General features: G+C 67.1%; 20 protein-coding genes. 13 read left to right on the top strand and 7 right to left on the bottom strand.

Annotated features, from left to right (window positions below):
* Window positions 1-103: 103 nt before the first annotated feature.
* The 7 genes from K4043_RS10095 (at window position 104) to pbpC (ending at window position 11,657) form a co-directional block, all read left to right on the top strand.
* On the top strand, window positions 104-778 hold the full coding sequence (locus K4043_RS10095) for a hypothetical protein (protein ID WP_265309235.1): 675 nt from the start codon (window positions 104-106) through the stop codon (window positions 776-778).
* A gap of 72 nt (window positions 779-850) precedes the next feature.
* The gene (locus tag K4043_RS10100; protein WP_123730480.1) at window positions 851-1,108 is read left to right on the top strand and encodes a type II toxin-antitoxin system ParD family antitoxin; all 258 of its coding nucleotides are present in this window, start codon (window positions 851-853) and stop codon (window positions 1,106-1,108) included.
* Window positions 1,109-1,133: 25 nt separating this feature from the next.
* Window positions 1,134-1,421 (top strand): type II toxin-antitoxin system RelE/ParE family toxin, encoded by a 288-nt coding sequence (locus K4043_RS10105; RefSeq protein ID WP_260232257.1) that lies wholly within the window; start codon window positions 1,134-1,136, stop codon window positions 1,419-1,421.
* An 80-nt stretch (window positions 1,422-1,501) separates the two neighbouring features.
* Window positions 1,502-2,686 carry a 2-methylaconitate cis-trans isomerase PrpF gene (gene prpF, locus K4043_RS10110; protein ID WP_265309238.1) on the top strand — a complete coding sequence of 395 codons (1,185 nt, stop codon included), beginning with the start codon at window positions 1,502-1,504 and terminating at the stop codon, window positions 2,684-2,686.
* A gap of 20 nt (window positions 2,687-2,706) precedes the next feature.
* Window positions 2,707-4,164, top strand: coding sequence for a bifunctional 2-methylcitrate dehydratase/aconitate hydratase (locus K4043_RS10115; protein ID WP_265309239.1), 1,458 nt, complete (start codon window positions 2,707-2,709; stop codon window positions 4,162-4,164).
* Window positions 4,165-4,308: 144 nt separating this feature from the next.
* Window positions 4,309-9,228 (top strand): alpha-2-macroglobulin, encoded by a 4,920-nt coding sequence (locus tag K4043_RS10120; RefSeq protein ID WP_265309241.1) that lies wholly within the window; start codon window positions 4,309-4,311, stop codon window positions 9,226-9,228.
* Between the two features lie 53 nt (window positions 9,229-9,281).
* Window positions 9,282-11,657, top strand: a complete 2,376-nt coding sequence (gene pbpC / locus K4043_RS10125; protein WP_265309243.1) for a penicillin-binding protein 1C — start codon at window positions 9,282-9,284, stop codon at window positions 11,655-11,657.
* Between the two features lie 113 nt (window positions 11,658-11,770).
* Here pbpC and K4043_RS10130 read toward each other — a convergent pair whose 3' ends face one another.
* On the bottom strand, window positions 11,771-12,355 hold the full coding sequence (locus K4043_RS10130; protein WP_265309244.1) for a ferritin-like domain-containing protein: 585 nt from the start codon (window positions 12,353-12,355) through the stop codon (window positions 11,771-11,773).
* A gap of 29 nt (window positions 12,356-12,384) precedes the next feature.
* On the bottom strand, window positions 12,385-12,867 hold the full coding sequence (locus K4043_RS10135; RefSeq protein WP_102788119.1) for a peroxiredoxin: 483 nt from the start codon (window positions 12,865-12,867) through the stop codon (window positions 12,385-12,387).
* Window positions 12,868-13,117: 250 nt separating this feature from the next.
* On the opposite strand from K4043_RS10135, the gene K4043_RS10140 reads away from it, so the two are divergent.
* Window positions 13,118-14,014 (top strand): DnaJ C-terminal domain-containing protein, encoded by an 897-nt coding sequence (locus tag K4043_RS10140; RefSeq protein ID WP_123730487.1) that lies wholly within the window; start codon window positions 13,118-13,120, stop codon window positions 14,012-14,014.
* 123 nt (window positions 14,015-14,137) lie between these two features.
* On the opposite strand, the gene pilH is transcribed toward K4043_RS10140, so the two are convergent.
* Both pilH and K4043_RS10150 read right to left on the bottom strand, forming a co-directional pair.
* Window positions 14,138-14,521 (bottom strand): twitching motility response regulator PilH, encoded by a 384-nt coding sequence (gene pilH / locus K4043_RS10145; RefSeq protein ID WP_123730488.1) that lies wholly within the window; start codon window positions 14,519-14,521, stop codon window positions 14,138-14,140.
* Window positions 14,522-14,610: 89 nt separating this feature from the next.
* Window positions 14,611-15,606: a YhdH/YhfP family quinone oxidoreductase gene (locus K4043_RS10150; RefSeq protein ID WP_265309246.1), complete on the bottom strand. Its 996-nt coding sequence runs from the start codon at window positions 15,604-15,606 to the stop codon at window positions 14,611-14,613.
* A gap of 213 nt (window positions 15,607-15,819) precedes the next feature.
* Between K4043_RS10150 and hflK the strand changes: the two genes are divergently transcribed.
* From hflK to K4043_RS10170, 4 genes are all read left to right on the top strand, one after another.
* On the top strand, window positions 15,820-16,941 hold the full coding sequence (hflK, locus tag K4043_RS10155; RefSeq protein ID WP_121038866.1) for an FtsH protease activity modulator HflK: 1,122 nt from the start codon (window positions 15,820-15,822) through the stop codon (window positions 16,939-16,941).
* Entirely contained in the window at window positions 16,938-17,801 is an 864-nt protein-coding gene (locus tag K4043_RS10160) for a protease modulator HflC (RefSeq protein WP_019186091.1), read from the top strand. The genes hflK and K4043_RS10160 overlap by 4 nt, the downstream gene beginning before the upstream one ends.
* A 69-nt stretch (window positions 17,802-17,870) precedes the next feature.
* Window positions 17,871-18,056, top strand: a complete 186-nt coding sequence (locus tag K4043_RS10165) for a DUF2065 family protein (RefSeq protein WP_121038863.1) — start codon at window positions 17,871-17,873, stop codon at window positions 18,054-18,056.
* Between the two features lie 376 nt (window positions 18,057-18,432).
* On the top strand, window positions 18,433-19,725 hold the full coding sequence (locus K4043_RS10170) for an adenylosuccinate synthase (RefSeq protein ID WP_088432983.1): 1,293 nt from the start codon (window positions 18,433-18,435) through the stop codon (window positions 19,723-19,725).
* A 95-nt stretch (window positions 19,726-19,820) separates the two neighbouring features.
* Here K4043_RS10170 and K4043_RS10175 read toward each other — a convergent pair whose 3' ends face one another.
* A complete protein-coding gene (locus K4043_RS10175; protein ID WP_265309247.1) occupies window positions 19,821-20,231 on the bottom strand; it encodes a hypothetical protein in 411 nt (136 codons plus the stop codon).
* A 233-nt stretch (window positions 20,232-20,464) separates the two neighbouring features.
* On the opposite strand from K4043_RS10175, the gene K4043_RS10180 reads away from it, so the two are divergent.
* Window positions 20,465-20,791: a hypothetical protein gene (locus tag K4043_RS10180; protein ID WP_265309248.1), complete on the top strand. Its 327-nt coding sequence runs from the start codon at window positions 20,465-20,467 to the stop codon at window positions 20,789-20,791.
* Here the strand turns inward: K4043_RS10180 and K4043_RS10185 are convergent, their stop codons facing one another.
* Both K4043_RS10185 and K4043_RS10190 read right to left on the bottom strand, forming a co-directional pair.
* Window positions 20,792-21,490 carry a M23 family metallopeptidase gene (locus K4043_RS10185; protein ID WP_265309249.1) on the bottom strand — a complete coding sequence of 233 codons (699 nt, stop codon included), beginning with the start codon at window positions 21,488-21,490 and terminating at the stop codon, window positions 20,792-20,794.
* Window positions 21,491-21,494: 4 nt separating this feature from the next.
* Window positions 21,495-22,469: a L,D-transpeptidase gene (locus K4043_RS10190; RefSeq protein WP_123730493.1), complete on the bottom strand. Its 975-nt coding sequence runs from the start codon at window positions 22,467-22,469 to the stop codon at window positions 21,495-21,497.
* Window positions 22,470-22,649: the final 180 nt, after the last annotated feature.

A 22,649-nucleotide genomic window follows, 5' to 3' on the forward strand; every position in this document is an offset into this window, starting at 1 on the left:
GCCAGGCCCGCCCGCGAGGTGCGGGCCTGGCGCGTCGCTGGCATGGGGCCATCGGCGCGAAGGTTCCACAACAACCAGGACAGGCGGCGACATGTTTTACACGGTGGCGGGCGCGATCAATACCGCCTTCATCCTGCTCAGCCTGGTGGGTGTGTGGGCCCAGCTGCGCAAGGTATGGCGGCGCCGCGCGAGCGGGACGCCGGGCGCAATCGCCACCGACATCCTGTCGCTCAACCAGTTCACGGTGAGTTTCCTCGCGTACCTGTCGTTCTTCGTCTACGGCTACTCCATCCAGCCGTTCAACCATTTCATTGTCTGGCCGCGCCTGCTGGCCTCGGTACTTGTGCTGCTGATCCTGCGCGAGATCTGGATGGACCGGCGCAGCCGCGCGGCCACCATTGGGCTGGCGCTGGCTTGCCTCGCGCTGCTATGTGCGCTGGCTGGGCTGGTCTGGGGGCAGCGTCACGTGGATGAGGGGCGCGTGCTCGCCTCGGCGATGATCGTGGCCATCACCGTGCTGCTGGCACAGGGCTATGCGCACCAGATCCTGCTGATCTGGCGCTCCGGCCGCACCGGCGCGGTGTCGCTGCGGATGAGCCAGCTGATCTTGCTGATGGACATCTCCACCATAGTGTTCGCCTTCGCCATGGGGCTGCGCCTGGGCTGGCCGCTGCTGCTGCTGGCTGTGGTCAGCGGCAGCACCAAGCTGGCCATTCTGTGGCTGTTTCGCTGGGAGCGTCGTAGCACGGGGGGCGGAAAGAGTAGATCGGCGGGATGAACGAGGCGGAGTTGCGATCAATGAAAGGTAGGTGCACACTTTTATGGCAAAAATTGCCAAAGAGGTCTGATCATGGCCACGATGAACATCTCGCTCACCGATCCGCTCAAGCAGTTTGTCGATGAGGAAGTTACTCAGGGCGGGTACTCCAGTACGTCCGATTACGTGCGCGACCTGATCCGCCAGCGTCAGCGGCAAAAAGCCGAAGAGCTGCTGCGCCGGTTGATTGCGGAGGGCCTGGCGTCTGGCCCAAGTGTTCCGGTCACCCCGGCGACCTTCGAACGGATGCGCCAGGATCTGGCAGAGCGGTTGGACCGTGAAGCCGATTGAGTGGCGGCCACGCGCGGAACGGGACGTGGCCGAGGCTGCGCTCTGGTTCGCGCGTCAGGGCGGGCTGGCACTGGGCGAACGGTTCATTGCAACGGTGGATGCCGCGTTGGCGCGGATTGCAGCGTTTCCTGAGGCAGGATCGGCTCGGCATGCCTGGGTCACCGAGGAACTGCCGGTCCCGCTGCGATTCACGGTGCTGCCCGTCTTTGATCGCTATCTGATCTATTACCTCGACCTACCGGACTGCGTTGACATCCTTCGCGTTTGGGATGCCTCGCGCGGTTTGGATGCATTGATGGATCAGATGCCATGACCGTTCCCCAGTGCACGCAGCGCCATTCAAACGGATGACGCATCCGCTCGTCCCCATCCATCCTGCACGGACATGATTTCATGACCCATCTCCCCCAGCTCCGCATCCCCGCCACCTACCTGCGCGGTGGCACCAGCAAGGGCGTGTTCTTCAAGCTGACCGACCTGCCTGCCGCCGCGCAGGTGCCGGGCCCGGCGCGCGATGCGCTGCTGATGCGCGTGATCGGCTCGCCTGATCCGTATGCCAAACACACCGATGGCATGGGCGGCGCGACCTCCAGCACCAGCAAGTGCGTGATCATCTCCGCGCCGTCGGTGCCGGAGCACGACGTGGATTATCTGTACGGCCAGGTCGCAATCGAGACCGCGTTCGTCGATTGGAGCGGCAACTGCGGCAACCTCAGCACCGCGGTGGGACCGTTCGCGATCAGCAACGGATTGATCGATCCGGCGCGGATTCCGCACAACGGCCTGTGCACCGTGCGGATCTGGCAGGCCAACATCGGCAAGACCATCCTGGCGCACGTGCCGATCGTGGAGGGTCAGGTGCAGGAGGACGGCGATTTCGAACTCGATGGCGTGACCTTCCCGGCCGCGGAGATCCAGCTGGAATTCCTGGATCCCTCCGATGATGGCGAGGGCGGTGCGATGTTCCCGACCGGCAATCTGGTCGACACGCTCGACGTCCCCGGCGTGGGCAGCTTCGCGGTGACGATGATCACCGCCGGCATTCCGACCATCTTCCTCAACGCGGCCGACCTGGGCTACACCGGTACCGAACTGCAGCCAGCGATCAACGAGGACAAGGCCGCCCTGGCACGTTTCGAAGCGATCCGCGCGCACGGCGCGGTGCGCATGGGGCTGATCGAGACCATCGAACAGGCCGCGACCCGCCAGCACACGCCCAAGGTCGCCTTCGTCGCCCCCGCGCAGGACTACGTCTCCTCCAGCGGCAAGCAGATCGCTGCCGGGGATATCGATCTGCACGCGCGCGCGCTGTCCATGGGCAAGCTGCACCACGCGATGATGGGCACCGCCGCGGTCGCCATCGGCACCGCCGCCGCCATCCCGGGCACGCTGGTGAACCTGGCCGCCGGTGGCGGTGAGCGTGAATCGGTGAACTTCGGTCATCCCTCCGGCACGCTGCGGGTGGGCGCGCATGCGGCGCTCGTTGACGGTCAGTGGACGGTCACCAAGGCCATCATGAGCCGCAGTGCCCGCGTATTGATGGACGGTGCGGTGAGGGTGCCTGCCACCACGTTGTAAGTCCCAACAGGAGAATCGCGATGTCCGGTCATGACAGCCACAGCAACCAGCGCCCCGCATGGGACACGGTCCTGACCGACATCGTCGATTACGTCCGCGACTACCAGGTCAGTTCGCCGCTGGCATACACCACCGCGCGGCACTGCCTGATCGATACACTGGGCTGCGGGTTGGCGGCGCTCTCGTTCCCGGCCTGCAGCAAGCTGCTCGGGCCGCTGGTGCCGGGCATGCGGGTGATCAACGGCGCGCGCGTGCCCGGTACCCGGTTCGAACTGGATCCGGTCCAGGCCGCCTTCAACATCGGCGCGATGATCCGCTGGCTGGATTTCAACGACACCTGGCTGGCGGCTGAGTGGGGGCATCCCTCCGACAACCTCGGCGGCATTCTTGCCACCGCCGACTGGCTCAGCCGCAATGCCGAGGCGCTGCGGCGGGCGCCGCTGACCATGCGCGATGTGCTGGAGGCGATGGTCAAGGCGCATGAGATCCAGGGCTGCCTGGCGCTGGAGAACGCGTTCAACCGGGTCGGGCTGGACCACGTGGTGCTGGTCAAGGTTGCCTCCACCGCGGTGGTGTCGCACATGCTCGGCCTGGATCGCGAGCGCATGCTCAATGCTTTGTCGCTGGCCTGGGTGGATGGGCAGTCGCTGCGCACCTACCGGCACGCGCCCAACACCGGCTCGCGCAAGAGCTGGGCAGCGGGCGATGCCACCAGCCGTGCGGTGCGCCTGTCGCTGATGGCCGCGGCCGGCGAGATGGGCTATCCCAGTGCGCTGACCGCGCCGACCTGGGGCTTCTACGATGTCTCCTTCGGCGGGCAGCCGTTCCGTTTCCAGCGGCCGTACGGCAGCTATGTGATGGAGAACGTGCTGTTCAAGATCAGCTATCCGGCCGAGTTCCATGGCCAGACCGCGGTCGAAGCGGCAATGCACGTGCATGCGCAGATGCGCGCCAGCGGCAAACGCAGCGAAGACATCGCGCAGATCATCCTGCGCACCCAGCAGGCCTGTCTGCGCATCATCGACAAGCCCGGCCCGCTGCATAACCCGGCCGACCGCGACCACTGCGTGCAGTACATGGTGGCGATCGGCCTGATCTTCGGCCGGCTGGTTGCCGAGGACTACGAGGACGACGTCGCTGCCGATCCGCGCATCGATCCGCTGCGGGCGAAGATCACCTGCGTGGAAGCGCCGCAGTTCACGGCCGACTACCTGGACCCGGACAGGCGCAGCATCGCCAACGCGCTGCACGTGACCTTCTCCGATGGCAGCACGATGGAGGCCGTGGTCGAGTACCCGCTGGGCCACGCCCGGCGCCGGGCCGAGGGCATCCCGCTGCTGGAGGACAAGTTCCGCCGTCACCTCGCCGGGGTGTTCCCGACCGTGCAGCAGCGCCGGATCCTCGAGGCCTCGCTGGACCCGGTCGCGCTGGAAGCGATGCCGGTGCACGAGTACGTGGACCTCTACGTCGCCGGGTAGAAGCCGACCGTTGGTCGGCTACCGTCCGCCGCCGCCCGCGGCGCACCTGCCCGCCCACCATGACGCTCGCACTGCCAGGGCTCCCCGCCCCCGGACGGGCCGGGACGGCCCGTATACTGGCCGCCTTGTTCAAGGAGTGACGTCATGGCTAGCCGCAGTCGGTTCGGGCAGTGGAGCTGGAAGGGAATCGCGGGCCTAGCGCTGGTCGCCGGCCTGGCCATCGGCGTCGGAGGCTGCAAGCGCAATGACAGCGGCCAGCTGCCCGCACCGTCCGGCGCGCCGATCACGGCCAAGGCCGAAGCGGTCACCGAGTTCACCCTGGTCCGGGCCTACCCGGATCAGAAGAGCGACGGCCTGTCGCTGGCGCTGGAGTTCTCGCGCCCGCTGGTCGGCACCCAGGATTTCGACGCGCTGGTCCGCTTTGCCGAGAAGGTCGGCACCGAGGACAGCAGCTGGTCGCTGTCCGATGACGGCAAGACCCTGCGCTATCCGTTCGTGGAGGCGGCCAAGGAATACTCCCTGATCGTCTCGCCCGACCTGCTCGCCGCCGATGGCAGCCGGATCGGCAAGGAACTGCGCCAGAAGGTCTTCACCGGCGAGCTCAAGCCGGTGGCCGGGTTCGCCTCGCAGGGCAGCGTGCTGCCGGCCAAGGACAGCCGTGGCCTGCCGGTGGTGTCGGTCAACGTGCCGGAAGTGGACGTGGAGTTCCTGCGCGTGCGCGAGAAGGAACTGCCGAACTTCTTCAGCCAGTACCAGCGCGGCGGCCGCCGCGGCAGCTGGGAGCTGGAGAGCGAGTACGGCGACAAGACGCCGATGTCGCAGTTGGCCGAGCCGGTGTACGTCAACCGCTTCGTGATCGGCGGCAAGCAGAACGAGCGCGTGCTCACCTACCTGCCGACGCAGGACATCAAGGAGCTGCAGCAGCCCGGCCTGTATTTCGCGGTGATGAAGCGCAGTGGCTCGTTCGAAGGCGAGTACGACACCGCCTTCTTCACCGTCAGCGACATCGGCCTGCATACGCGTGCCTACAAGGACAAACTGTTCGTACATACCGCTTCGCTGCAGAGCGGCGCGTCGCTGAAGAAAGTCGAGCTGCGCATCCTGGATGGCAAGGGCGAGGTGGTGCTCAAGGGCGCGACCGACGGCAACGGCAATGCGCTGCTGAACTACACCCTCGATGCCAGCCACGTGCTGATCGCCAGCAGTGGCGGCGATACCTCGATGCTGCCGTTCAACCAGCCCGCGCTGGACCTGAGCGAGTTCGCCGTGGCCGGGCGCGACAACGCCTGGTTCGACGTGTTCACCTGGTCGGGCCGCGACCTGTACCGTCCCGGCGAGAGCGTGCGCATTTCCGCCCTGCTGCGCGACAACGACGGCAAGCCGGTGAAGCCACAGCCCGTCTTCCTGCGCCTGAAGCAGCCCGACGGCAAGACCTTCCGCGAGACCCGCCTGACCCCGGGCGAGCAGGGCTACTTCAGCTTCGAGCAGCTGATCCCGGCCGAGGCCCCTACCGGGCGCTGGCAGGTGGAGTTCCGCACCAACCCGGCGAGCAAAGAAGCGATCCAGGGCATGACCCTGCGCATCGAGGAGTTCCTGCCCGAGCGCATGAAGCTGGACCTGGACAGCGCGCAGAAGACGCTCAAGCCGGGCGAGCCGCTCAAGCTGCAGGCCGATGCGGCGTATCTGTACGGTGCGCCGGCCGATGGCAACCGCTTCACCGCGCGATTGGCCGTGGCGGCCGAGCAGTCGCCGGTCGAGTCGCTGCCGGGCTACTTCTTCGGCGACCCGACCACCGCGCTGCCGCGCGAGGCGCGCGACGTCATCGATACCGAGTTCCCGGCCGACGGCAAGCTCCGCCAGGACGTGGAGCTGCCGGCCGAGGTCAAGCCGACCGCACCGATCGCCGTGGTGCTTTCCGGCAGCGTGTATGAAACCGGTGGCCGCACCGTGACCCGCACGCTGAAGCGGGTGATGTGGCCGGCCGCCGCGCTGGTGGGCGTGCGCCCGCTGTTCGATCCCAAGGATGGCGCGGACGCCAACAGCAACGCGCGCTTCGAGCTGATGCGCGTGGACGCGGCCGGCAAGCCGCAGCCGGCCAAGGGTCTGAAGGTCACGCTGGTGCGCGAACTGCGCGATTACCACTGGACCTTCAACGACAACCGCTGGGATTACGACTTCACCCGCCGCTTCGAGAACAAGGACACCCGTACCGTCGATGCAGGCAATGCGGCGGTCGGCATTGATTTCCCGGTGGAGTGGGGCGAGTACCGGCTGGACGTGTTCGATCCGGCCACCGGGCTGACCAGCCGCTATCCCTTCAACGCCGGCTGGAGCTGGAACGACGACAACCGCGGCCTGGATGCGCGTCCGGACAAGGTCAAGCTGGCGCTGGACAGGACCGGCTACAAGGCCGGCGATACCGCGCGCGTCACGGTGACCCCGCCGCATGCCGGCAAGGGCGTGCTGATGGTCGAGAGCGACAAGATGCTCTACGTCCAGGATATCGATGCCAAGCCGGGCAGCACCTACGACATTCCGGTCACCGCCGAATGGGAACGCCACGACGTCTACATCACCGCGCTGGTGTTCCGCGGCGGCAGTGCCCCGAGCAAAATCACCCCGGCCCGTGCGGTCGGCGTGGTGCATGTGCCGATGGACCGCAAGGCGCGGCAGATCGCGGTCGGCCTGGTGGCCCCCAAGCAGATGCGCCCGGAGCAGACGCTGCCGGTCACCGTGAGTGCCCCGCAGCTGGCCGGCAAGGTCGCGCATGTGACCGTTTCGGCGGTGGACGTGGGCATCCTCAACATCACCCGTTTCCCGGTGCCGGATGCCGCGGGCCACTTCTTCGCACAGCGTCGCCTGGGCGTGGATGCGTATGACATCTACAGCCGCGTGATCGAAAGCTTCGACGGCAGCAGCGGCAAGCTGAAGTTCGGTGGCGACATGGCGCTGGCGGCGATGCCGCAGGCCAAGCGCCCGACCGCGCGGGTGCAGACGGTGGACCTGTTCTCCGGCCCGGTGAAGCTCGATGCCAAGGGCATCGCCCGGATCGCGCTGAAGGTGCCGGATTTCAACGGCACGCTGCGCGTGTCGGCGCTGGTCTACGCCGATGACCAGTACGGCAAGCGCGATGTGGAAACCGTGGTGCGCGCGCCGATCCTGGCCGAAGCCAGCATGCCGCGCGTGATGGCGCCCGGGGATACCAGCACGGTCACTTTGGACGTGCAGAACTTCACCGGCACACCGGGCGAGTTCAAGGTGCAGGTCGATGGTATCGGACCGCTGACCCTGGGCGAATCCAGCCGCACGCTCAAGCTCAATGCCGATGCGAAGAGCACGCTGAGCTTCCCGCTGACCGCGCGCGAGGGCTACACCGTGGCCAAGGTGCGCGTGCGCGTGGATGGCAACGGCTTCAAGGTTGATCGCCGCTATGACCTGCCGGTGCGTGCGGCATGGCCGCAGGTGCTGCGCGCACAGACCCGCACGCTGGATCCGCTGGCCGCCGTCACGATGGAGGCCGGGCTGGCCGATGGCCTGATGAACGACTCGGTGACCGCACGCATGCTGGTCAGCGCGCTGCCGCCGATTCCGTTCGCCAGTGCCTTGAGTGGCGCGCTCAACTACCCGTATGGCTGCGCCGAGCAGACCACCAGCAAGGGCTACGCCGCGCTGATGCTGGATGAGGCGACCTCGGCCATGCTCGGCGCGGACGGGCTGGATGCCAAGACCCGCCGCGAGCGCATGGAAGGTGCCTTCGGCCGCCTGGCCTCGATGCAGGTGGCCAACGGCAACTTCTCGATGTGGGGCGACGACGGCTACATCAATCCGTGGCTGACGCCGTACATCGCCGAGTTCCTGCTCGACGCCAAGGACGCCGGCTTCGCGGTACCGGACAACGTGCTGCAGAAAGCGCTGAATCGCCTGAGCGAAGATCTGCTGTCCGGCGGCAACCAGTTCTATGGCGAGGATCGCCGCGAGAACCTGAAGTTCGCCAACCAGGCGTATTCGGGCTACGTGCTGGCCCGCGTCAACCGCGCGCCACTGGGTACCCTGCGTGCGCTGTACGACAACGAGCGCAGCAAGTCGCTGACCGGCCTGTCGCTGGTGCACCTGGGCATCGCGCTGTCCCTGCAGGGCGACCACAAGCGCGGCGATGCGGCCATTGCCGCCGGCTTCGCCAAAACAGGCAGTGATCGTCCGGCGTACTTCGGCGATTACGGCAGCGCGGTGCGCGATGACGCGCTGATGATCGCGCTGCTGCACGAGCGCAAGTTGTCCAAGCCGGCCTACGATGCACGTGCGGTCGATCTCGGCCGCGCGCTGGATGCCCGCCGCAATAGTGGCTGGATGTGGCTGAGCACCCAGGAGCAGGTGGCGCTGGCGCGCATGGGCAAGGCGTTGTCGGCCAACCAGAAGAAACTGGTTTCCGGCGAACTGGTGGTGGGTGGCGAAAGCGAGAGCATCTCGGCGCGGCGCATGTTCGGCCGCAGCGTCGACTACGCCGCGCTGGCCAAGGGCGTGCGCTTCACCCCGCAGGGGGAGCCGCCGATGTTCGCCAGCCTGGAAGTGGCCGGCATTCCGCGCAACCCGCCGGAACCGGACAGCCGCACGCTCGGCGTGGAGCGCAGCTGGTACACCACGGATGGCAAGCCGTGGACGCCGCGTCCGCTGAAGGAAGGCGAGGCCCTGATCGTGCGGGTCAGCGTCACCCCGAACGTGGACATGCCCGATGCGCTGCTGACCGATCTGCTGCCGGCCGGGCTGGAGATCGAGAACTTCAACCTCGGCGATGCCAAACAGTGGGCCGATGTGGTGGTCGACGGGTTGAGCGTCAACGATCGTGGCGATGCGGCCAACATCAAGCACGAGGAGTTCCGCGACGACCGCTACGTGGCCGCGCTGAAACTCTCGCGGGGCAGCACTGCCAAGGTGTTCTATCTGGTGCGCGCGGTCACGCCGGGCACCTACCGCGTGCCGCCGCCGCTGGTGGAGGACATGTACCGTCCGGACCTGCGCGGCGTGGGGCGCAGCCTCCCGGCCTCGCTGACCGTGGTGCAGCCCTGATCGCAGGGCGGGCCGTCCCGGTGACGGCCCGCCTGCCTCGCTGCTGAATCGACATGACGTCTCTTTTCTCCAAGCGGTGGTGGGCGTCGGTGCTGCGCGGCGTGCTGCCGTACCTGCGATGGGGTACGGCTGCGCTGCTCACACTGCTGCTGGTGCTGGATCTCGCGTTCCCGCCACCGCTGCCCAGGCAGCGCGACACCAGCACCCTGGTGGTTGCGCGCGATGGCACGCCACTGCGCGCCTTCGCCGATGCCGACGGGGTGTGGCGTTATCCGGCCTCGGCCGACAGCGTCTCGCCGCTGTATCTGCAGGCCCTGCTGAACTACGAAGACCGCTGGTTCTGGCGGCATCCCGGCATCAACCCGTGGGGCCTGCTGCGCGCCGGCAAGCAATGGCTGTTCGAGCAGCGGATCGTCTCCGGTGGTTCGACGCTGACCATGCAGGTTGCGCGGATCCTTGATCCGCATACGCGCACGCCGTGGGGCAAAGCCAAGCAGCTGCTGCGCGCGGTGCAGCTGGAACTGCACCTGAGCAAGGCGCAGATCCTCGGCCTGTACCTGGAACGCGCACCGTATGGCGGCACCATTGAAGGCGTGGAGGCGGCGAGCTGGGCCTATCTGGGCAAGCCGGCCTCGCAGCTGTCGCATGCGGAAGCCGCGTTGCTGGCGGTGTTGCCACAGTCGCCCAGCCGGTTGCGTCCGGACCGCCATCCGGAAGCGGCGCAGCGTGCGCGCGACAAGGTGCTGGAGCGGATGGTGTCGCTCGGCGTGTGGTCACGCGAGGAGGTCGACGATGCGCGCATCGAGCCGGTGGTCACGCGCGCGCTGCAGCCCCCGCTGCATGCGGCGCTGCTCGCCCAGCGGCTGCGCTCGGCACAGCCGCGGGCGGCGCGGATCGAGAGCACGCTGGATATCGGCCTGCAGCGCACGCTGGAAGAGCGTGTGTCGTCCTACTTTTCGCAGCTGCCCGAGCGCACCTCGGCGGCGTTGCTGGTGGTGGACAACCGAACACTGGAGGCACGTGCCTACGTCGGTTCGGTGGCGTTCGGCGACAAGCAGCGGCTCGGCCATGTGGACATGGTGCAGGCCTGGCGCTCACCGGGCTCCACGCTCAAGCCGTTCCTGTATGGCATGGCGCTGGATGATGGCCTGATCCATTCGGAAAGCCTGATGGTGGATGCGCCGCAGAGCTTCGGTGGCTACCGGCCCGGCAATTTCGATGCGGCCTTCAACGGGCCGGTCAGTGCCGCCACGGCCCTGCGGTTGTCGCTCAACGTGCCGGCGGTGGACCTGCTGGACCGGGTTGGTTCGGCGCGTTTCGCCGCACGCCTGTCGCACGCCGGCATCAATCTGCGCTTTCCGCACGGCAGCGCGCCGAACCTGTCGCTGATCCTCGGCGGCACCGGCGCGCGACTGGAGGACCTGGTCGGTACCTTCGCCGCGTTCAACCGCAACGGCATCGCCGGGCGCGTGCGTTACACCGCCGAGGACGCCGTGATCGAGCGACGCCTGATGTCACCGGGCGCGGCCTGGATCACCCGCGAGATGCTTGAGTCCAATCCACGCCCGGGCTACGGCACCGGCACCTTCGATGTCACCGGCCGCCCGCGTGTGGCCTGGAAGACCGGCACCAGCTATGGCTATCGCGACGCCTGGGCGATCGGCACCACGCGGCATTACACGGTGGGCGTCTGGGTAGGGCGTCCGGACGGCACGCCGCTGCCCGGGCAGTACGGCGCGGTGACCGCGTTGCCGCTGATGTTCGAGGTGATCGACAGTCTGCCGCGCCAGGCTGGTGATGCCAGTGCGGCGCCGATGCCGGCGAGCGTAACGCAGGCCGAGATCTGCTGGCCGACCGGCGGCTTGGCGGAGCAGACCGCAGCGCCCCTGTGCCAACGCCGTATGCCGGCCTTCGTGCTGGACGGGGTCGTGCCGCCGACCTTCGCCGAACGCGAGGCGCGGCTGTGGCAGCCGGGCCTGCAGCGTTTCCAGGTGGATGCGCGCACGGGGCTGCGGCTGTCGCCGGAGTGCAGCCGGCCGCATGCGGCGGAGCCGCGTGAGATCGCGCGCTGGCCGGCGCTGTTGTCGCCGTGGTTGCCACAGGCGCAGCGTCAGGCCTCGCAGCTGCCGGCACTGTCGCCGGACTGCAGCGACGACGGCCGCGAAAGTGGTGGCACCCTGCATATCGAGGGGCTCAACGACCGCGCCACCCTCGCACGCGCACCGAATGCCGAGCACGGCGTGCGCCTGCAACTGCGTGCACTGGGCAATGAAACGACAGTCGATTGGCTGCTGGACGACCGCTGGATTGCCCGCACCGAAGGGCCGCGACTGTTCCAGCGTGACTTTGATGAAGTCGGTGAGCACACGTTGACCGCGCTGGCCGCCGATGGCGCGTGGACGCAGGTGCGGTTCCGGATCCTGCGCTGACGTTGCGCTGCGCGCGGTGCGATGGTGCCGGCCACTGGCCGGCATCACACCATGAACGGTAGTGCCGGCCGCTGGCCGGCACTACAGCGCCAGGAGCCGGCCCGCGGCCGGCATTACTCCCCGATCCAGCCGTCCAGCAGGTCGGCGAATTCGTCGGCGTGTTCTTCTTCCTGCGCCAGGATCTCTTCCAGGATGCGCTTGGTCGTGGTGTCCTTGTCGCCCACGAAGTTGATCATCTCGCGGTAGCTGTCGATCGCGATGCGCTCTGCAATCAGGTTCTCGCGGACCATGTCGCGCAGGTCGCTGCCTTCCTTGTACTCGGCATGCGAGCGCGCAGTGAGTGTGTCCGGATTGAGGTCGGGCTCGCCGCCCAGCTGCACGATGCGTTCGGCCAGCTTGCCGGCGTGCGCCTGTTCCTGCTGTGCGTGTTCCAGGAACTCGGCCTTGATCGAATCGGCGAGCATGCCCTTGGCCATGAAGTAATGGCGGTAGTAGCGCAGCACGCAGACGTACTCGGTGGCGAGCGCATCATTGAGCAGCTTGATGACCGCTTCGCGGTCGGCACTGTAGCTGTCGGTGATGGCGCCATCTTCGATGTCCTTGCGGGCCTTGGCACGCAGGGTGGCGGTGTCGCTGATGCCCGGCGGACGGCTGTTGTCCGGGGTGGCGTTCGGGGTGTTCTTGGCTGGCGTTGACATGGCTGGCCGGGTTCCTCTGTTGCGTGGGTCTAGCGGGGGAGATGCTCCAGCACGTACTGCGCCGAAGACACCTCGAATTTTCCGGGTTCCTCGATGAAGGTCTCGCGCACGACACCGTCTTCGACGTACAGCGCGAAGCGGCGCGAGCGGATGCCCATCCCCGAGCTGCTGGCATCCATTTCCAGGCCCAGCGCACGGGTGAACTCCCCATTGCCGTCAGACAGCAGCTGCAGGCCGTCGGGCACCTGCTGGCTCTCGCCCCAGGCCTTCATCACGAACGGATCGTTGACCGCCATGCAGAACACCTCGATCCCGCGGTGGCGGAATTCGGGGAACTGCTCGATGAAGCCGGGCAGGTGCCGGGCCGAACAGGTCGGGGTGAATGCGCCGGGCACGCCGAACAGCACCGCTTTGCGCGAATCGAACAGGGCATGGGTATCGATGGTCTCCATGCCCTCGCGGATGCGCTTGAGGGTGACTTCGGGAATGCGGTCGCCAACGTGGATGGTCATGCGGACTCCTTGGACACAGGCAGGGTAGTGAGGGGCATGGGATGGCCATGTCAATACGTTGAAAAGCCGACGTGCAGACCCATCTGTAGCGGGAAAGGCGGGCCACGGGGGCAGCGTAGCCGTCCGGGATGTCCGCCGCATTGCGCAGGATCATTCGCGCCCGGCGTGACGGTGGGCCGGTCCGCAGCAGCTAGAATTGCGCGGACGGCGCCCGCCCACGCGGGTGGCCGAACTTAGTCGAGGTGTTTGGATGGAATTCAAGGATTACTACGCCACGCTCGGGGTGGAACCCACCGCGGGCGATGCTGAGATCAAGACCGCGTACCGCCGCCTGGCGCGCAAGTACCACCCGGATGTGAGCAAGGAAGCCGGGGCCGAGGACAAGTTCAAGGCGGTCAACGAGGCTTACGAGGCGCTGCGCGATCCGCAGAAGCGCGCGGCCTATGACCAGCTCAAGGCGCAGGGCTACCGGCCCGGCGAGGAGTTCCATACCCCGCCGAACTACGGCGGTGGCCAGGGGTATGACTTCGAAGAGGTGTTCGGTGGCGGCGCCGGTGGCGGCGGCTTCAGCGATTTCTTCGAGAGCCTGTTCGCGCGCCAGCGCGGCGGTGGCGGTGGCCGCGCCAGTGGCTTCGGCGGCGCCAGCCAGGGCCCGCAGCCGACCCGCGATACCCGTGCCAAGCTGTCGGTGCCGTTGGAGGCCGCCTACCAGGGCGACAGCCTGCGCATCAACGTGGGCGGCAAGCAGCTGGATGTGCGCGTGCCCAAGGGCATCCGCCCGGGCCAGGTGATCCGGCTGGGCGGGCAGGGCACCGGTGGCGGCAACCTGCTGCTGGAAGTGGAATACGCCGAGCACCCGCAGTTCGAGGTAGATGGCCGCAACATTCTGTACACCCTGCAGGTGACCCCGTGGCAGGCCGCGCTGGGCACCAGCATCAGCGTGCCGACCCTGGGCGGTGCGGTGGAGCTGAAGGTGCCGGCCGAGTCCGATGCCGGCCGCAAGCTGCGCCTGCGTGGCCGCGGCCTGCCGGGCAACCCGGATGGCGATCAGATCGTGGAGCTGGAGATCATTGCGCCGGCGCCCACCGATGAGGCGCAGAAGAAAGCGTACAAGACGCTGGCCAAGGCATTCGGCGAGAAGGTCTGAGGCAGGTGGTGCGCGGCGTCCGGGTCATCGTTGCGCACTGACCAACGGTCGGTGTCTACCGGGGCGGCCGCGATTGCCTTCGCGGTAGAAGCCGACCGTTGGTCGGCTCACCGTGCCATCAGCTCACGCCGTCGGCGGTTCCTGGTGGCTGAAAACGCGCTCCAGCACCTCGGACAGCTCGTCTTCCGAGAACGGCTTGGTGATGTAGGCCTTGGCGCCCTGGCGCATGCCCCACATGCGGTCGGTGTCCTGGTCCTTGGTGGTCACCAGGATCACCGGGATGTGCTTGGTCGAGGCGTCGCGCGCCAGCGTGCGGGTCGCCTGGAAGCCATTGAGGTTGGGCATGACCACGTCCATCAGCACCAGATCGGGCAGCTCGGCCTTGGCCGTTTCCACCCCGGCGGCGCCATCGGTGGCGGTCAGGATCTCGTGCCCGAGTTTTTCGACGATCCGCTGTATCCCCAACAGCTGCGACGGTGAATCGTCGACGATCAGAATGCGTGCCATGGTGTTCCCCGTGTGATGCCCGCAGTGTAGTGCGGGCCTCGCATTGTCGTGAAGCACCAAGCGTGCCGTCCGTCGCCCGGCTGCCACGCTCAGTCGATTCGTACCACCGTGCGGCCGTGGTTGCCGCCCGCGAGCAGGGTATCGAACGCCGCGGGCAGGCCATCCAGCCCGACCTCGCCGGTGCAGATCGTCTCCAGATGCGCCGGTTTCCACGCGCCGCCCAGCTTGTCCCAGACCGCTTCGCGCAGATCACGCGGTGCGCTGGAGGACGACACACCCAGCAGCGACACGCCGCGGATGATGAAGGGCATCACCGTCATGTCCAGTGCCGGGCTGGCGGCGAGACCGGCACTGACCACCGAACCGTAGGGCACGGTCTGGGCCAGCAGGCTGGTCAGCATCGCGCCGCCGGCGTTGTCCAGGCCACCGCCGAAACGCGCCGATTCCATCGGGCGGGAGGTCGCCAGCACATCTCGCGGCAGAACCTCGCGGGCCCCCAGGCCCCGCAGATAGCCGGCCTGGTCGGCCTTGCCGCTGATCGCATGCACCTCGAAACCGGCCCGGGTGAAGATATCCACCGCCAGCGAGCCGACCCCCCCGGTCGCCCCGGTCACTGCCAGCGGCCCGTGGGCGGGGGTCTGACGGTTGTCCAGCATCCGCACCAGGGCCAGCGCGGCAGTAAACCCGGCCGTCCCCAGGATCATCGCCTCGCGCGGGCTCAGCCCGGCCGGCTGGGGGATCACCGCACTGGCGGCCAGGCGCACATACGGGCTGTAGCCCCCATCGCGGGTCTCGCTGAGCCCGCACCCGGTGGCGAGCACGGCATCGCCTTCGCGGTAGGCCGGGTCGGTCGAAGCGACCACGGTGCCGGCCACGTCGATACCACCGACCAGCGGGAAGCGCCGCAGGATCTTGCCCTTGCCGGTGCCGGCCAACGCATCTTTATAGTTGACCGAGGACCAGTGCGCGCGGAGGACCACCTCGCCGGGGTTGAGCTGGTCCAGGCCGATCGGTTCCAGCCCGGCGTGGTAGCCGGTATCGTCCTGGTGGATGCGGAAAGCGTTGAACCGGTCGGGAATTGCCATGAAGATGCCTGACGGGGGAAAACGCCACCTTACCTGCTGCTCCGGCGTGCGGGGACCCTCATCGGCCCTCGCGGATGCAGTTATGAATCGTTCCCCGAGATGCGTGACCCCTTCCAATCCTGTCGATCTGCCCCATCTAGTAGAATCGACAACGTTTTAACGGTTGACGGTGCGGGAGTGGCCCGCAGGCAACCTTACCTTGATGGAGCGTGCATGGCCTGGAATACACCCGGCGGCAACAAGGGCGGACAAGGCCCCGACGAGAATCGACGTGGGCCGTTCGGTCCTCGCGGTGGCGGCAATGGCGGCGGTTGGGGCGGTTTGCCCGGTCCGCTGAAAGACCTGTTCGATGGCGGCATCCTGCGGTGGGTTGCAGTGGCTGCGGTGTTGCTGCTGCTGTTCTCCAGCTTCCAGCTGATCGGCGAACAGCAACGCGGCGTCGTGCTGCGCTTCGGTCAATTCCATCGCATCCTGCAGCCTGGCCCGAACTTCAAGCTGCCCTGGCCGCTGGAATCGGTGACCAAGGTCAATGCCACCGAGATCAAGACGTTCAGCAGCCAGGTGCCGGTCCTGACCCGCGACGAGAACATCGTCAACGTCTCGCTCAACGTCCAGTACCGCATCGACGATCCACGCCTGTACCTGTTCGGCTCGGTCGATGCCGACCAGGTGCTGGAACAGACCGCGCAGAGCGCGGTGCGTGAGCAGGTCGGTCGTGCCGACCTCAACAACGTGCTGAACAACCGTGGCCCGCTCGCCGTGGCCGCCGAAGAGCGCCTGCAGGCCTCGCTTGGCAGCTACCGCACCGGTCTGTCGGTGACCGGCCTGACCCTGCCCGATGCCCGCCCGCCCGAGGAGGTCAAGCCGGCCTTCGACGAGGTCAACGGTGCCCAGCAGGTCAAGGAGCGTCTGATCAACGAAGCCCAGGCTTACGCCGCCAAGGTGGTTCCAGAAGCGCGCGGCCAGGCCTCGCGGGCCCGTACCACCGCCGAAGGCTACAAGCAGGCCGTGGTCGCCAAGGCCGAGGGTGATGCCTCGCGCTTCAGCCTGCTGCAGGTCCAGTACAAGGACGCCCCGGAAGTCACGCGCAAGCGTCTGTGGCTGGAAACGGTGCAGAAGGTGCTCTCGGAGAACCGCAAGATCATCGGTGGCGATGGCCGCCAGCTGATCTACGTGCCGATGCCGGGCGACAACCGCACCAGCACCAATGCCGCTCCGGCGGTGACCCCGGAAGTCATGCTGCCGTCGCTGCCTGCCAGCACGGCCGTGGATGGCGTTCGCAATGCGGAGCGTCCGACGACGCGCCCGACCGGTCGTGAGGAGGGCAGCCGATGAGAAGTTCACTGTGGATTGGTCTGGCCGTAGCGGTCCTGCTTGGGCTGTTGGGGTCGGTTTACGTGGTCCGTGAGGACCAGACTGCGATGGTGCTGAACCTGGGCAAGGTGGTCCGTGCGGACATCAAGCCGGGCCTGCACTTCAAGGTGCCGCTGGTGGAAACCGTGCGCGTGTTCGATCGCCGTTTCCAGGTGCTCGACACCGCCCCGGCGCGTTACTTCACCGCTGAGCAGAAGGACGTCAGCGTCGACTTCTTCGCCATCGGTTACATCTCCGACGTGCGCGCGTACTTCCGTGCGACCGGCGGCGATGCCCGGGTGGCCAATGCCCGTCTGGCCCCGATCATCACCGACTCGCTGCGCAACCAGATCAACTCGCGGTCGTTGCAGCAGCTGGTGTCCGGGGATCGCAGCGAACTGATCGCCAACCAGCTGACCGGCATCAACGAGTCGGTCAAGGCGCTCGGCATGCAGATCATCGACCTGCGCATCAAGCAGATCGACCTGCCGACCGACAGCCAGGTGATCAACGATGTGTACGAGCGCATGCGCGCCCAGCGTAAGCAGGAAGCGGCCAAGCTGCGCGCCGAGGGTGAAGAGCAGTCGCTGACCATCCGTGCCCAGGCCGACCGCGAGAGCACCGTGATCGTGGCCGAAGCCGAGCGCGACGCCCAGCAGCTGCGCGGTGCCGGCGATGCCGATGCCGCCCGCATCTACGGCAAGGCCGGCTCGGCCGACCCGTCGTTCTACGCCTTCTACCGCAGCCTGGAGGCCTACCGTGGCTCCATGACCGACGGCAACGGCGTGATCGTGCTCGACAAGAACGACCCGTTCCTGCAGTACCTCAAGAGCGATCGCTGAGGCCGCAGGCGGTAGTCATCCACGGGGACCCGGTGCAGACCGGGTCCCCGTTTTGTTTGTGGAGATGTCATGAAAGATCTGTTCTCGGCCCTGTGCCTGGTCGCCGTGCTCGAAGGCCTGTTCCTGTTCGCCGCCCCGTTGGCCTGGAAGCGGATGGCCGAGCAGCTGCTGATGCTGCGCAGCAGCGCCCTGCGCACCTGGGGCGGGGTGATCCTGCTGGCGGGCCTGACCACCCTGTGGTGGTTGAAGCACTGAGCCGGTTCCCGCCATGCGCTGGTTGGTAGTGCCGGCCGCTGGCCGGCTCCCGGCCATCCCGCAAGCCGGCCAGCGGCCGGCACTACCGAATGGCTTGGAGCCGGCCAGCGGCCGGCACTACCCAAGCGGCGGTTCTGACCGGCCGGTGAAGTCCACCGGCCCCCGGGGTGGCAGCAGCCACCGGAAACCCGGATAATGCACAAAAGCCGGACGGGCACTCTGTTTTAGAGTTACTCGTCCGGCTTTTTCCGTGTCTGGGTCCCCCAGCGTCGGCGCGCTCCCCGCTGGAGCCCGCCACCCCGCGCTGAGCGGCCACCCCGGCATGGTCCCAAACCCGCGGCCCCGATGGCCGCACAAAAACCAGGAGTTACCCGTCATGGGTCAGTCAGTTGTCGTGTTGGGTGCCCAGTGGGGCGATGAAGGCAAGGGCAAGATCGTCGATCTGCTCACCGAGGAAATCGGCGCTGTCGTGCGCTTCCAGGGCGGCCACAATGCCGGCCACACGCTGGTCATCAATGGCAAGAAGACCGTGCTGCACCTGATTCCGTCGGGCATCCTGCGTGAAGACGCGCTGTGCCTGATCGGCAACGGCGTGGTGATCTCGCCGGCCGCGCTGCAGAAGGAAATCGCCGAGCTGGAAACCTCCGGCGTGGAAGTCCGTTCGCGCCTGAAGATCTCCCCGGCCGCGCCGCTGATCATGCCGTACCACATCGCCCTGGACCAGGCGCGCGAACGCGCTGCCGGCGGCAAGGCGATCGGCACCACCGGCCGTGGCATCGGCCCGGCGTATGAAGACAAGGTGGCGCGTCGCGGCATCCGCATCGCCGACCTGCATTACCCGGCCCAGCTGGAAGAACTCCTGCGCACCGCGCTGGATTACCACAACTTCGTGCTGACCAATTACCTCAAGACCGACGCGGTCGACTTCCAGAAGACCTACGACGAAGCGCTGGCCTTCGGCGAATACGTCGAGCCGATGAAGTCCGACGTTGCCGGCATCCTGCACGACCTGCGCAAGCAGGGTAAGCGCGTGCTGTTCGAAGGCGCCCAGGGCGCGCTGCTGGATATCGATCACGGCACCTACCCGTACGTCACCAGCTCCAACACCACTGTCGGTGGTGCACTGGCCGGTGCCGGCGTCGGCGCCGATGCGATCGACTACGTGCTGGGTATCGCCAAGGCCTACGCGACCCGCGTCGGCGGTGGCCCGTTCCCGACCGAGCTGGACGATGAAGTCGGCCAGGGCATCCGCGACCGCGGTGCCGAGTACGGCGCCTCGACCGGCCGTCCGCGTCGCTGCGGCTGGATGGACATCGTCGCGCTCAAGCGCGCCGTGGCCATCAACGGCATCAGCGGCCTGTGCATCACCAAGCTGGACGTGCTCGACGGCATGGAAAAGCTGAAGGTCTGCATCGCCTACGAATACCGCGGCAAGCGTACCGAGTACGCGCCGCTGGACGCGCAGGGCTGGGAAGAATGCACGCCGGTGTACCTGGAGTTCCCGGGCTGGACCGAGAACACCCACGGCATCACCAACTGGGATGATCTGCCGCCGGCCGCCCGCGCTTACCTGCGCGCGCTGGAAGAGCTGGCCGGTTGCCCGGTGAGCATCGTCTCGACCGGCCCGGACCGCGACCACACCATGGTCCTGCAGGATCCGTTCGCCTGATCAGGCGCGCCGTGCCGGGCCATGCCCGGTATCGCGTGAAGGTGTAAGGTGTAAAAGCCCCGCGCAAGCGGGGCTTTTTCGTTGCCAAGCCCGGGTCAGCGCCGGCCGATGCCCATCTGCAGTTCCGACAGTTCCAGATTCTCATCGTGGTTGGCATCCAGGCTCTGGAAACGCATCTCTGACGAGCGGCGTATTTCCTCGGCACTCAGCTCGCCGTCGCCGTTCTGATCGGCAATGCGCACCCATTCGGCTGCCGAGAACTCGCCATCACGCTGCGGACCGAGCACCGCCTGCACTTCATCGACGCTCACACGGTAGTTGTGATCCGCATCGACCAGACGGAAGAACGCGTCACCGTCGTACTCATCACGGCTGACCTTGCCATCGCCATTGCGATCCAGCATCGCGAAGCGGTCCGGCGCGGTGGCGGGCAGGTCCTGTGCGACGGCGGTGCCTGTTGCGCCAACGCCAGACAGAAGGAGCAGGGCAACGCGAGGTGCGAGCATCATCACGGTCATCTCCAGAGCGGTGCGAATGGTGAGGCATGCCGTCAGCGGTCAGTGTCCGCTCCGTGGGTGACCAGGACAACGGCATTTTTCCGCATTCGCGCCAGTAGTTTTACTGGTTGATCGCGGTCGCTGACCGCAGTGCTCGTGCCCCCGCCGGGCATGGCATGCTGGGCAGTCTCACAACAGTCACACGGGCCGGTATGGAATCTGGAGATCGCGCGGGGTCGCGCATGAGCAACGCGAACCGCGCCCTGCATGCGGTGGTGTCCGAGCTTGAGGCGCTGTTGCGCGGCGATGGAGAAAACCACTGGGCCGATTGGATGCAGCGGGTCATCATCCAGCTTGAGCAGGGCGATCCAAGCGCGCCGGAGAGCCTGCTGCGCGCCTATGGCGGCATGGGGTCGTTCAACGATCTCGCGCTCGGGCAGGACTACAGCAATGGCCACTTCCAGTGGCGCGCGGACGCGGGTGAACTCAATGAGCGTCTGGACGCATTGCGCGGCCGTGCCTGGGAACTGGCACGAGCGATCCGGGATGCAACAGCCAGCCCGCGTTGATCACAGCGCCGGCCGACCGGTCAGCACCGGATAGGGGTTGATCGATTCGCCCTTCCACCACTGCTTTTCCGGGCCCAGTACATGGATCTCGAAATGCAGGTGGGGTGCCTCCGGACTCGCGTTGCCCGTGCTGCCGACATAGCCGATCACCTCACCGCGCTTGACGGTCTTTTTCTCCGCCAGGCCGTCGGCGTAACGGTCCAGATGGGCGTAGTAATAGCAGTAGCGACCGCTCGGTTCGAACTGGTACACGGTGAGCCCACCCCGCACGCTGTCGAACAGTTTCTCCACGGTACCGTCGGCGACGGCCAGCACCGGCGTGCCGTTCGGCGCCAGGATGTCGATGGCATCGTGCACGCGGCCCTCGCTGCGGGCATCGGTGAAGGTGTCCTGCAGTTGGTCCGCGCGGATGCCCTGCACCGGCAGCAGCAGGGCGCCGCCGGCATCTGCTGGAGGCGCCGCGACACCGCCCGGGTCAGGCACAGGCGGTGCGGGCATGGTCTGGATCGGTGCCGGTGTCGCCGCCGGCGTGGAAGCAGGCGGCGGTGGCGCATCGAGTGCGGCACGGGCGGAACTCGTGGCCGATCCCACCTTGGCCGGTTCGGCGGCGCCAAGGCGGGCGGACGGCCCCGGCCCCAGCAGCCAGTAGCCGACCACGCCGATCACCAGCCCTACCGCCAGCAGTCGCAGGGTCTTCATGCGCTTACTCCTGCATCACGACGGGCACGGAGGCATCCACCGCGTCGGCTACCTGCAGCGCATCCCAGTTGGTCAGGCGCACACAGCCATGGGACTCGGTCTTGCCCACGTGGCCAGGCTCGGGCGTGCCGTGCAGACCGTAATGCGGTTTGGAAATGTCGATCCAGACCACGCCGACCGGATTGTTCGGGCCCGGCGGCAGCACCGCCTTGCTGTCGCCGGCCTTGGCGTCCCAGAACAACTTGGGGTTGTAGTGGAAGGTCGGATCGCGCGAGATGCCGAGGATCTTCCATTTGCCAATCGGCAGCGGGTCATGTTTGCTGCCCGACGACACGGGGAACTGTGCATAGACCTTGCCATCGGCATCGAACAACCGGAGCGTCGAGTCGGATTTGTCGATCACCAGCTTGCTGGCTTTGGCCAGCGGGGTGACCGCGATGTTCGGTACCTGGATCACGCTGCCGGCCTTGCCCAGGTCCACACCGGGATTGAGCGCCTTCAGCAGGTCGGGCGAGGCGTGGAAGCGTTCGCCCAGTGCTTCTTCCACGGAGCCGAAGCCCAGCGATGTCAGCTTGGCCTGTTCGGCCGGCCCCTTCGGCACGGGCTGGAACGGGCCGGCCACATCCTCGGCGGTCAGCGTGTAGCGCACCAGCGGCGGGGCGCTGTCCGGCTGCAGGGCCTTCCAGGTCGCATCGTCCAGTTCACCGGTCACCTTGATCCCGCGGGCGGCCTGGAAGCCGGACACGGCCCGCTTCTGGTTGGAACCCACTTCGCCATCGATCTGCCCCGGAGAGAAGTGGGCGCGGTCAAGCAGCACCTGGGCATGCAGGTCCGAGCGCGGCCCGGTGGCCAGCGGCGTGTCGGCCGTGGCGGTAGCCGGTGTCGCGGCCGGTGCCGTCTGGGCGACCGCCCAGACAGGGGCGGCAAGCGCCAGGGCGAGGGCGGACATGCGGGCGATCTGGTGCAGGCGAGGGGTCATCGGACATTCCAGGAGAGACGTGCTTCCACCATGCCTGCCGGGCATGCGCAGTGGCCGTGAAAAGCCTGACGCGCGGCTGAGTGTGGGCACCGGCCCGGCCAATGTGTCCGCTACGTGAACCCATTCACCCCTCAACACGCCCACGGATCAAGGCCGCCCAGGGAAGGCCGATACCAGTGC

Source organism: Stenotrophomonas sp. SRS1 (assembly GCF_026130205.1).
Lineage (GTDB): Bacteria > Pseudomonadota > Gammaproteobacteria > Xanthomonadales > Xanthomonadaceae > Stenotrophomonas > Stenotrophomonas rhizophila_B.

Bases quoted from the DNA above. Each gene is read 5' to 3' on its own strand.
- K4043_RS10100 (WP_123730480.1), top strand. From the start codon at position 851: ATGGCCACGATGAACATCTCGCTCACCGATCCGCTCAAGCAGTTTGTC.
- prpF (WP_265309238.1), top strand. From the start codon at position 1,502: ATGACCCATCTCCCCCAGCTCCGCATCCCCGCCACCTACCTGCGCGGT.
- K4043_RS10115 (WP_265309239.1), top strand. From the start codon at position 2,707: ATGTCCGGTCATGACAGCCACAGCAACCAGCGCCCCGCATGGGACACG.
- K4043_RS10120 (WP_265309241.1), top strand. From the start codon at position 4,309: ATGGCTAGCCGCAGTCGGTTCGGGCAGTGGAGCTGGAAGGGAATCGCG.
- pbpC (WP_265309243.1), top strand. From the start codon at position 9,282: ATGACGTCTCTTTTCTCCAAGCGGTGGTGGGCGTCGGTGCTGCGCGGC.
- K4043_RS10130 (WP_265309244.1), bottom strand. From the start codon at position 12,355: ATGTCAACGCCAGCCAAGAACACCCCGAACGCCACCCCGGACAACAGC.
- K4043_RS10135 (WP_102788119.1), bottom strand. From the start codon at position 12,867: ATGACCATCCACGTTGGCGACCGCATTCCCGAAGTCACCCTCAAGCGC.
- K4043_RS10140 (WP_123730487.1), top strand. From the start codon at position 13,118: ATGGAATTCAAGGATTACTACGCCACGCTCGGGGTGGAACCCACCGCG.
- pilH (WP_123730488.1), bottom strand. From the start codon at position 14,521: ATGGCACGCATTCTGATCGTCGACGATTCACCGTCGCAGCTGTTGGGG.
- K4043_RS10150 (WP_265309246.1), bottom strand. From the start codon at position 15,606: ATGGCAATTCCCGACCGGTTCAACGCTTTCCGCATCCACCAGGACGAT.
- hflK (WP_121038866.1), top strand. From the start codon at position 15,820: ATGGCCTGGAATACACCCGGCGGCAACAAGGGCGGACAAGGCCCCGAC.
- K4043_RS10160 (WP_019186091.1), top strand. From the start codon at position 16,938: ATGAGAAGTTCACTGTGGATTGGTCTGGCCGTAGCGGTCCTGCTTGGG.
- K4043_RS10165 (WP_121038863.1), top strand. From the start codon at position 17,871: ATGAAAGATCTGTTCTCGGCCCTGTGCCTGGTCGCCGTGCTCGAAGGC.
- K4043_RS10170 (WP_088432983.1), top strand. From the start codon at position 18,433: ATGGGTCAGTCAGTTGTCGTGTTGGGTGCCCAGTGGGGCGATGAAGGC.
- K4043_RS10175 (WP_265309247.1), bottom strand. From the start codon at position 20,231: ATGCTCGCACCTCGCGTTGCCCTGCTCCTTCTGTCTGGCGTTGGCGCA.
- K4043_RS10180 (WP_265309248.1), top strand. From the start codon at position 20,465: ATGAGCAACGCGAACCGCGCCCTGCATGCGGTGGTGTCCGAGCTTGAG.
- K4043_RS10185 (WP_265309249.1), bottom strand. From the start codon at position 21,490: ATGAAGACCCTGCGACTGCTGGCGGTAGGGCTGGTGATCGGCGTGGTC.
- K4043_RS10190 (WP_123730493.1), bottom strand. From the start codon at position 22,469: ATGACCCCTCGCCTGCACCAGATCGCCCGCATGTCCGCCCTCGCCCTG.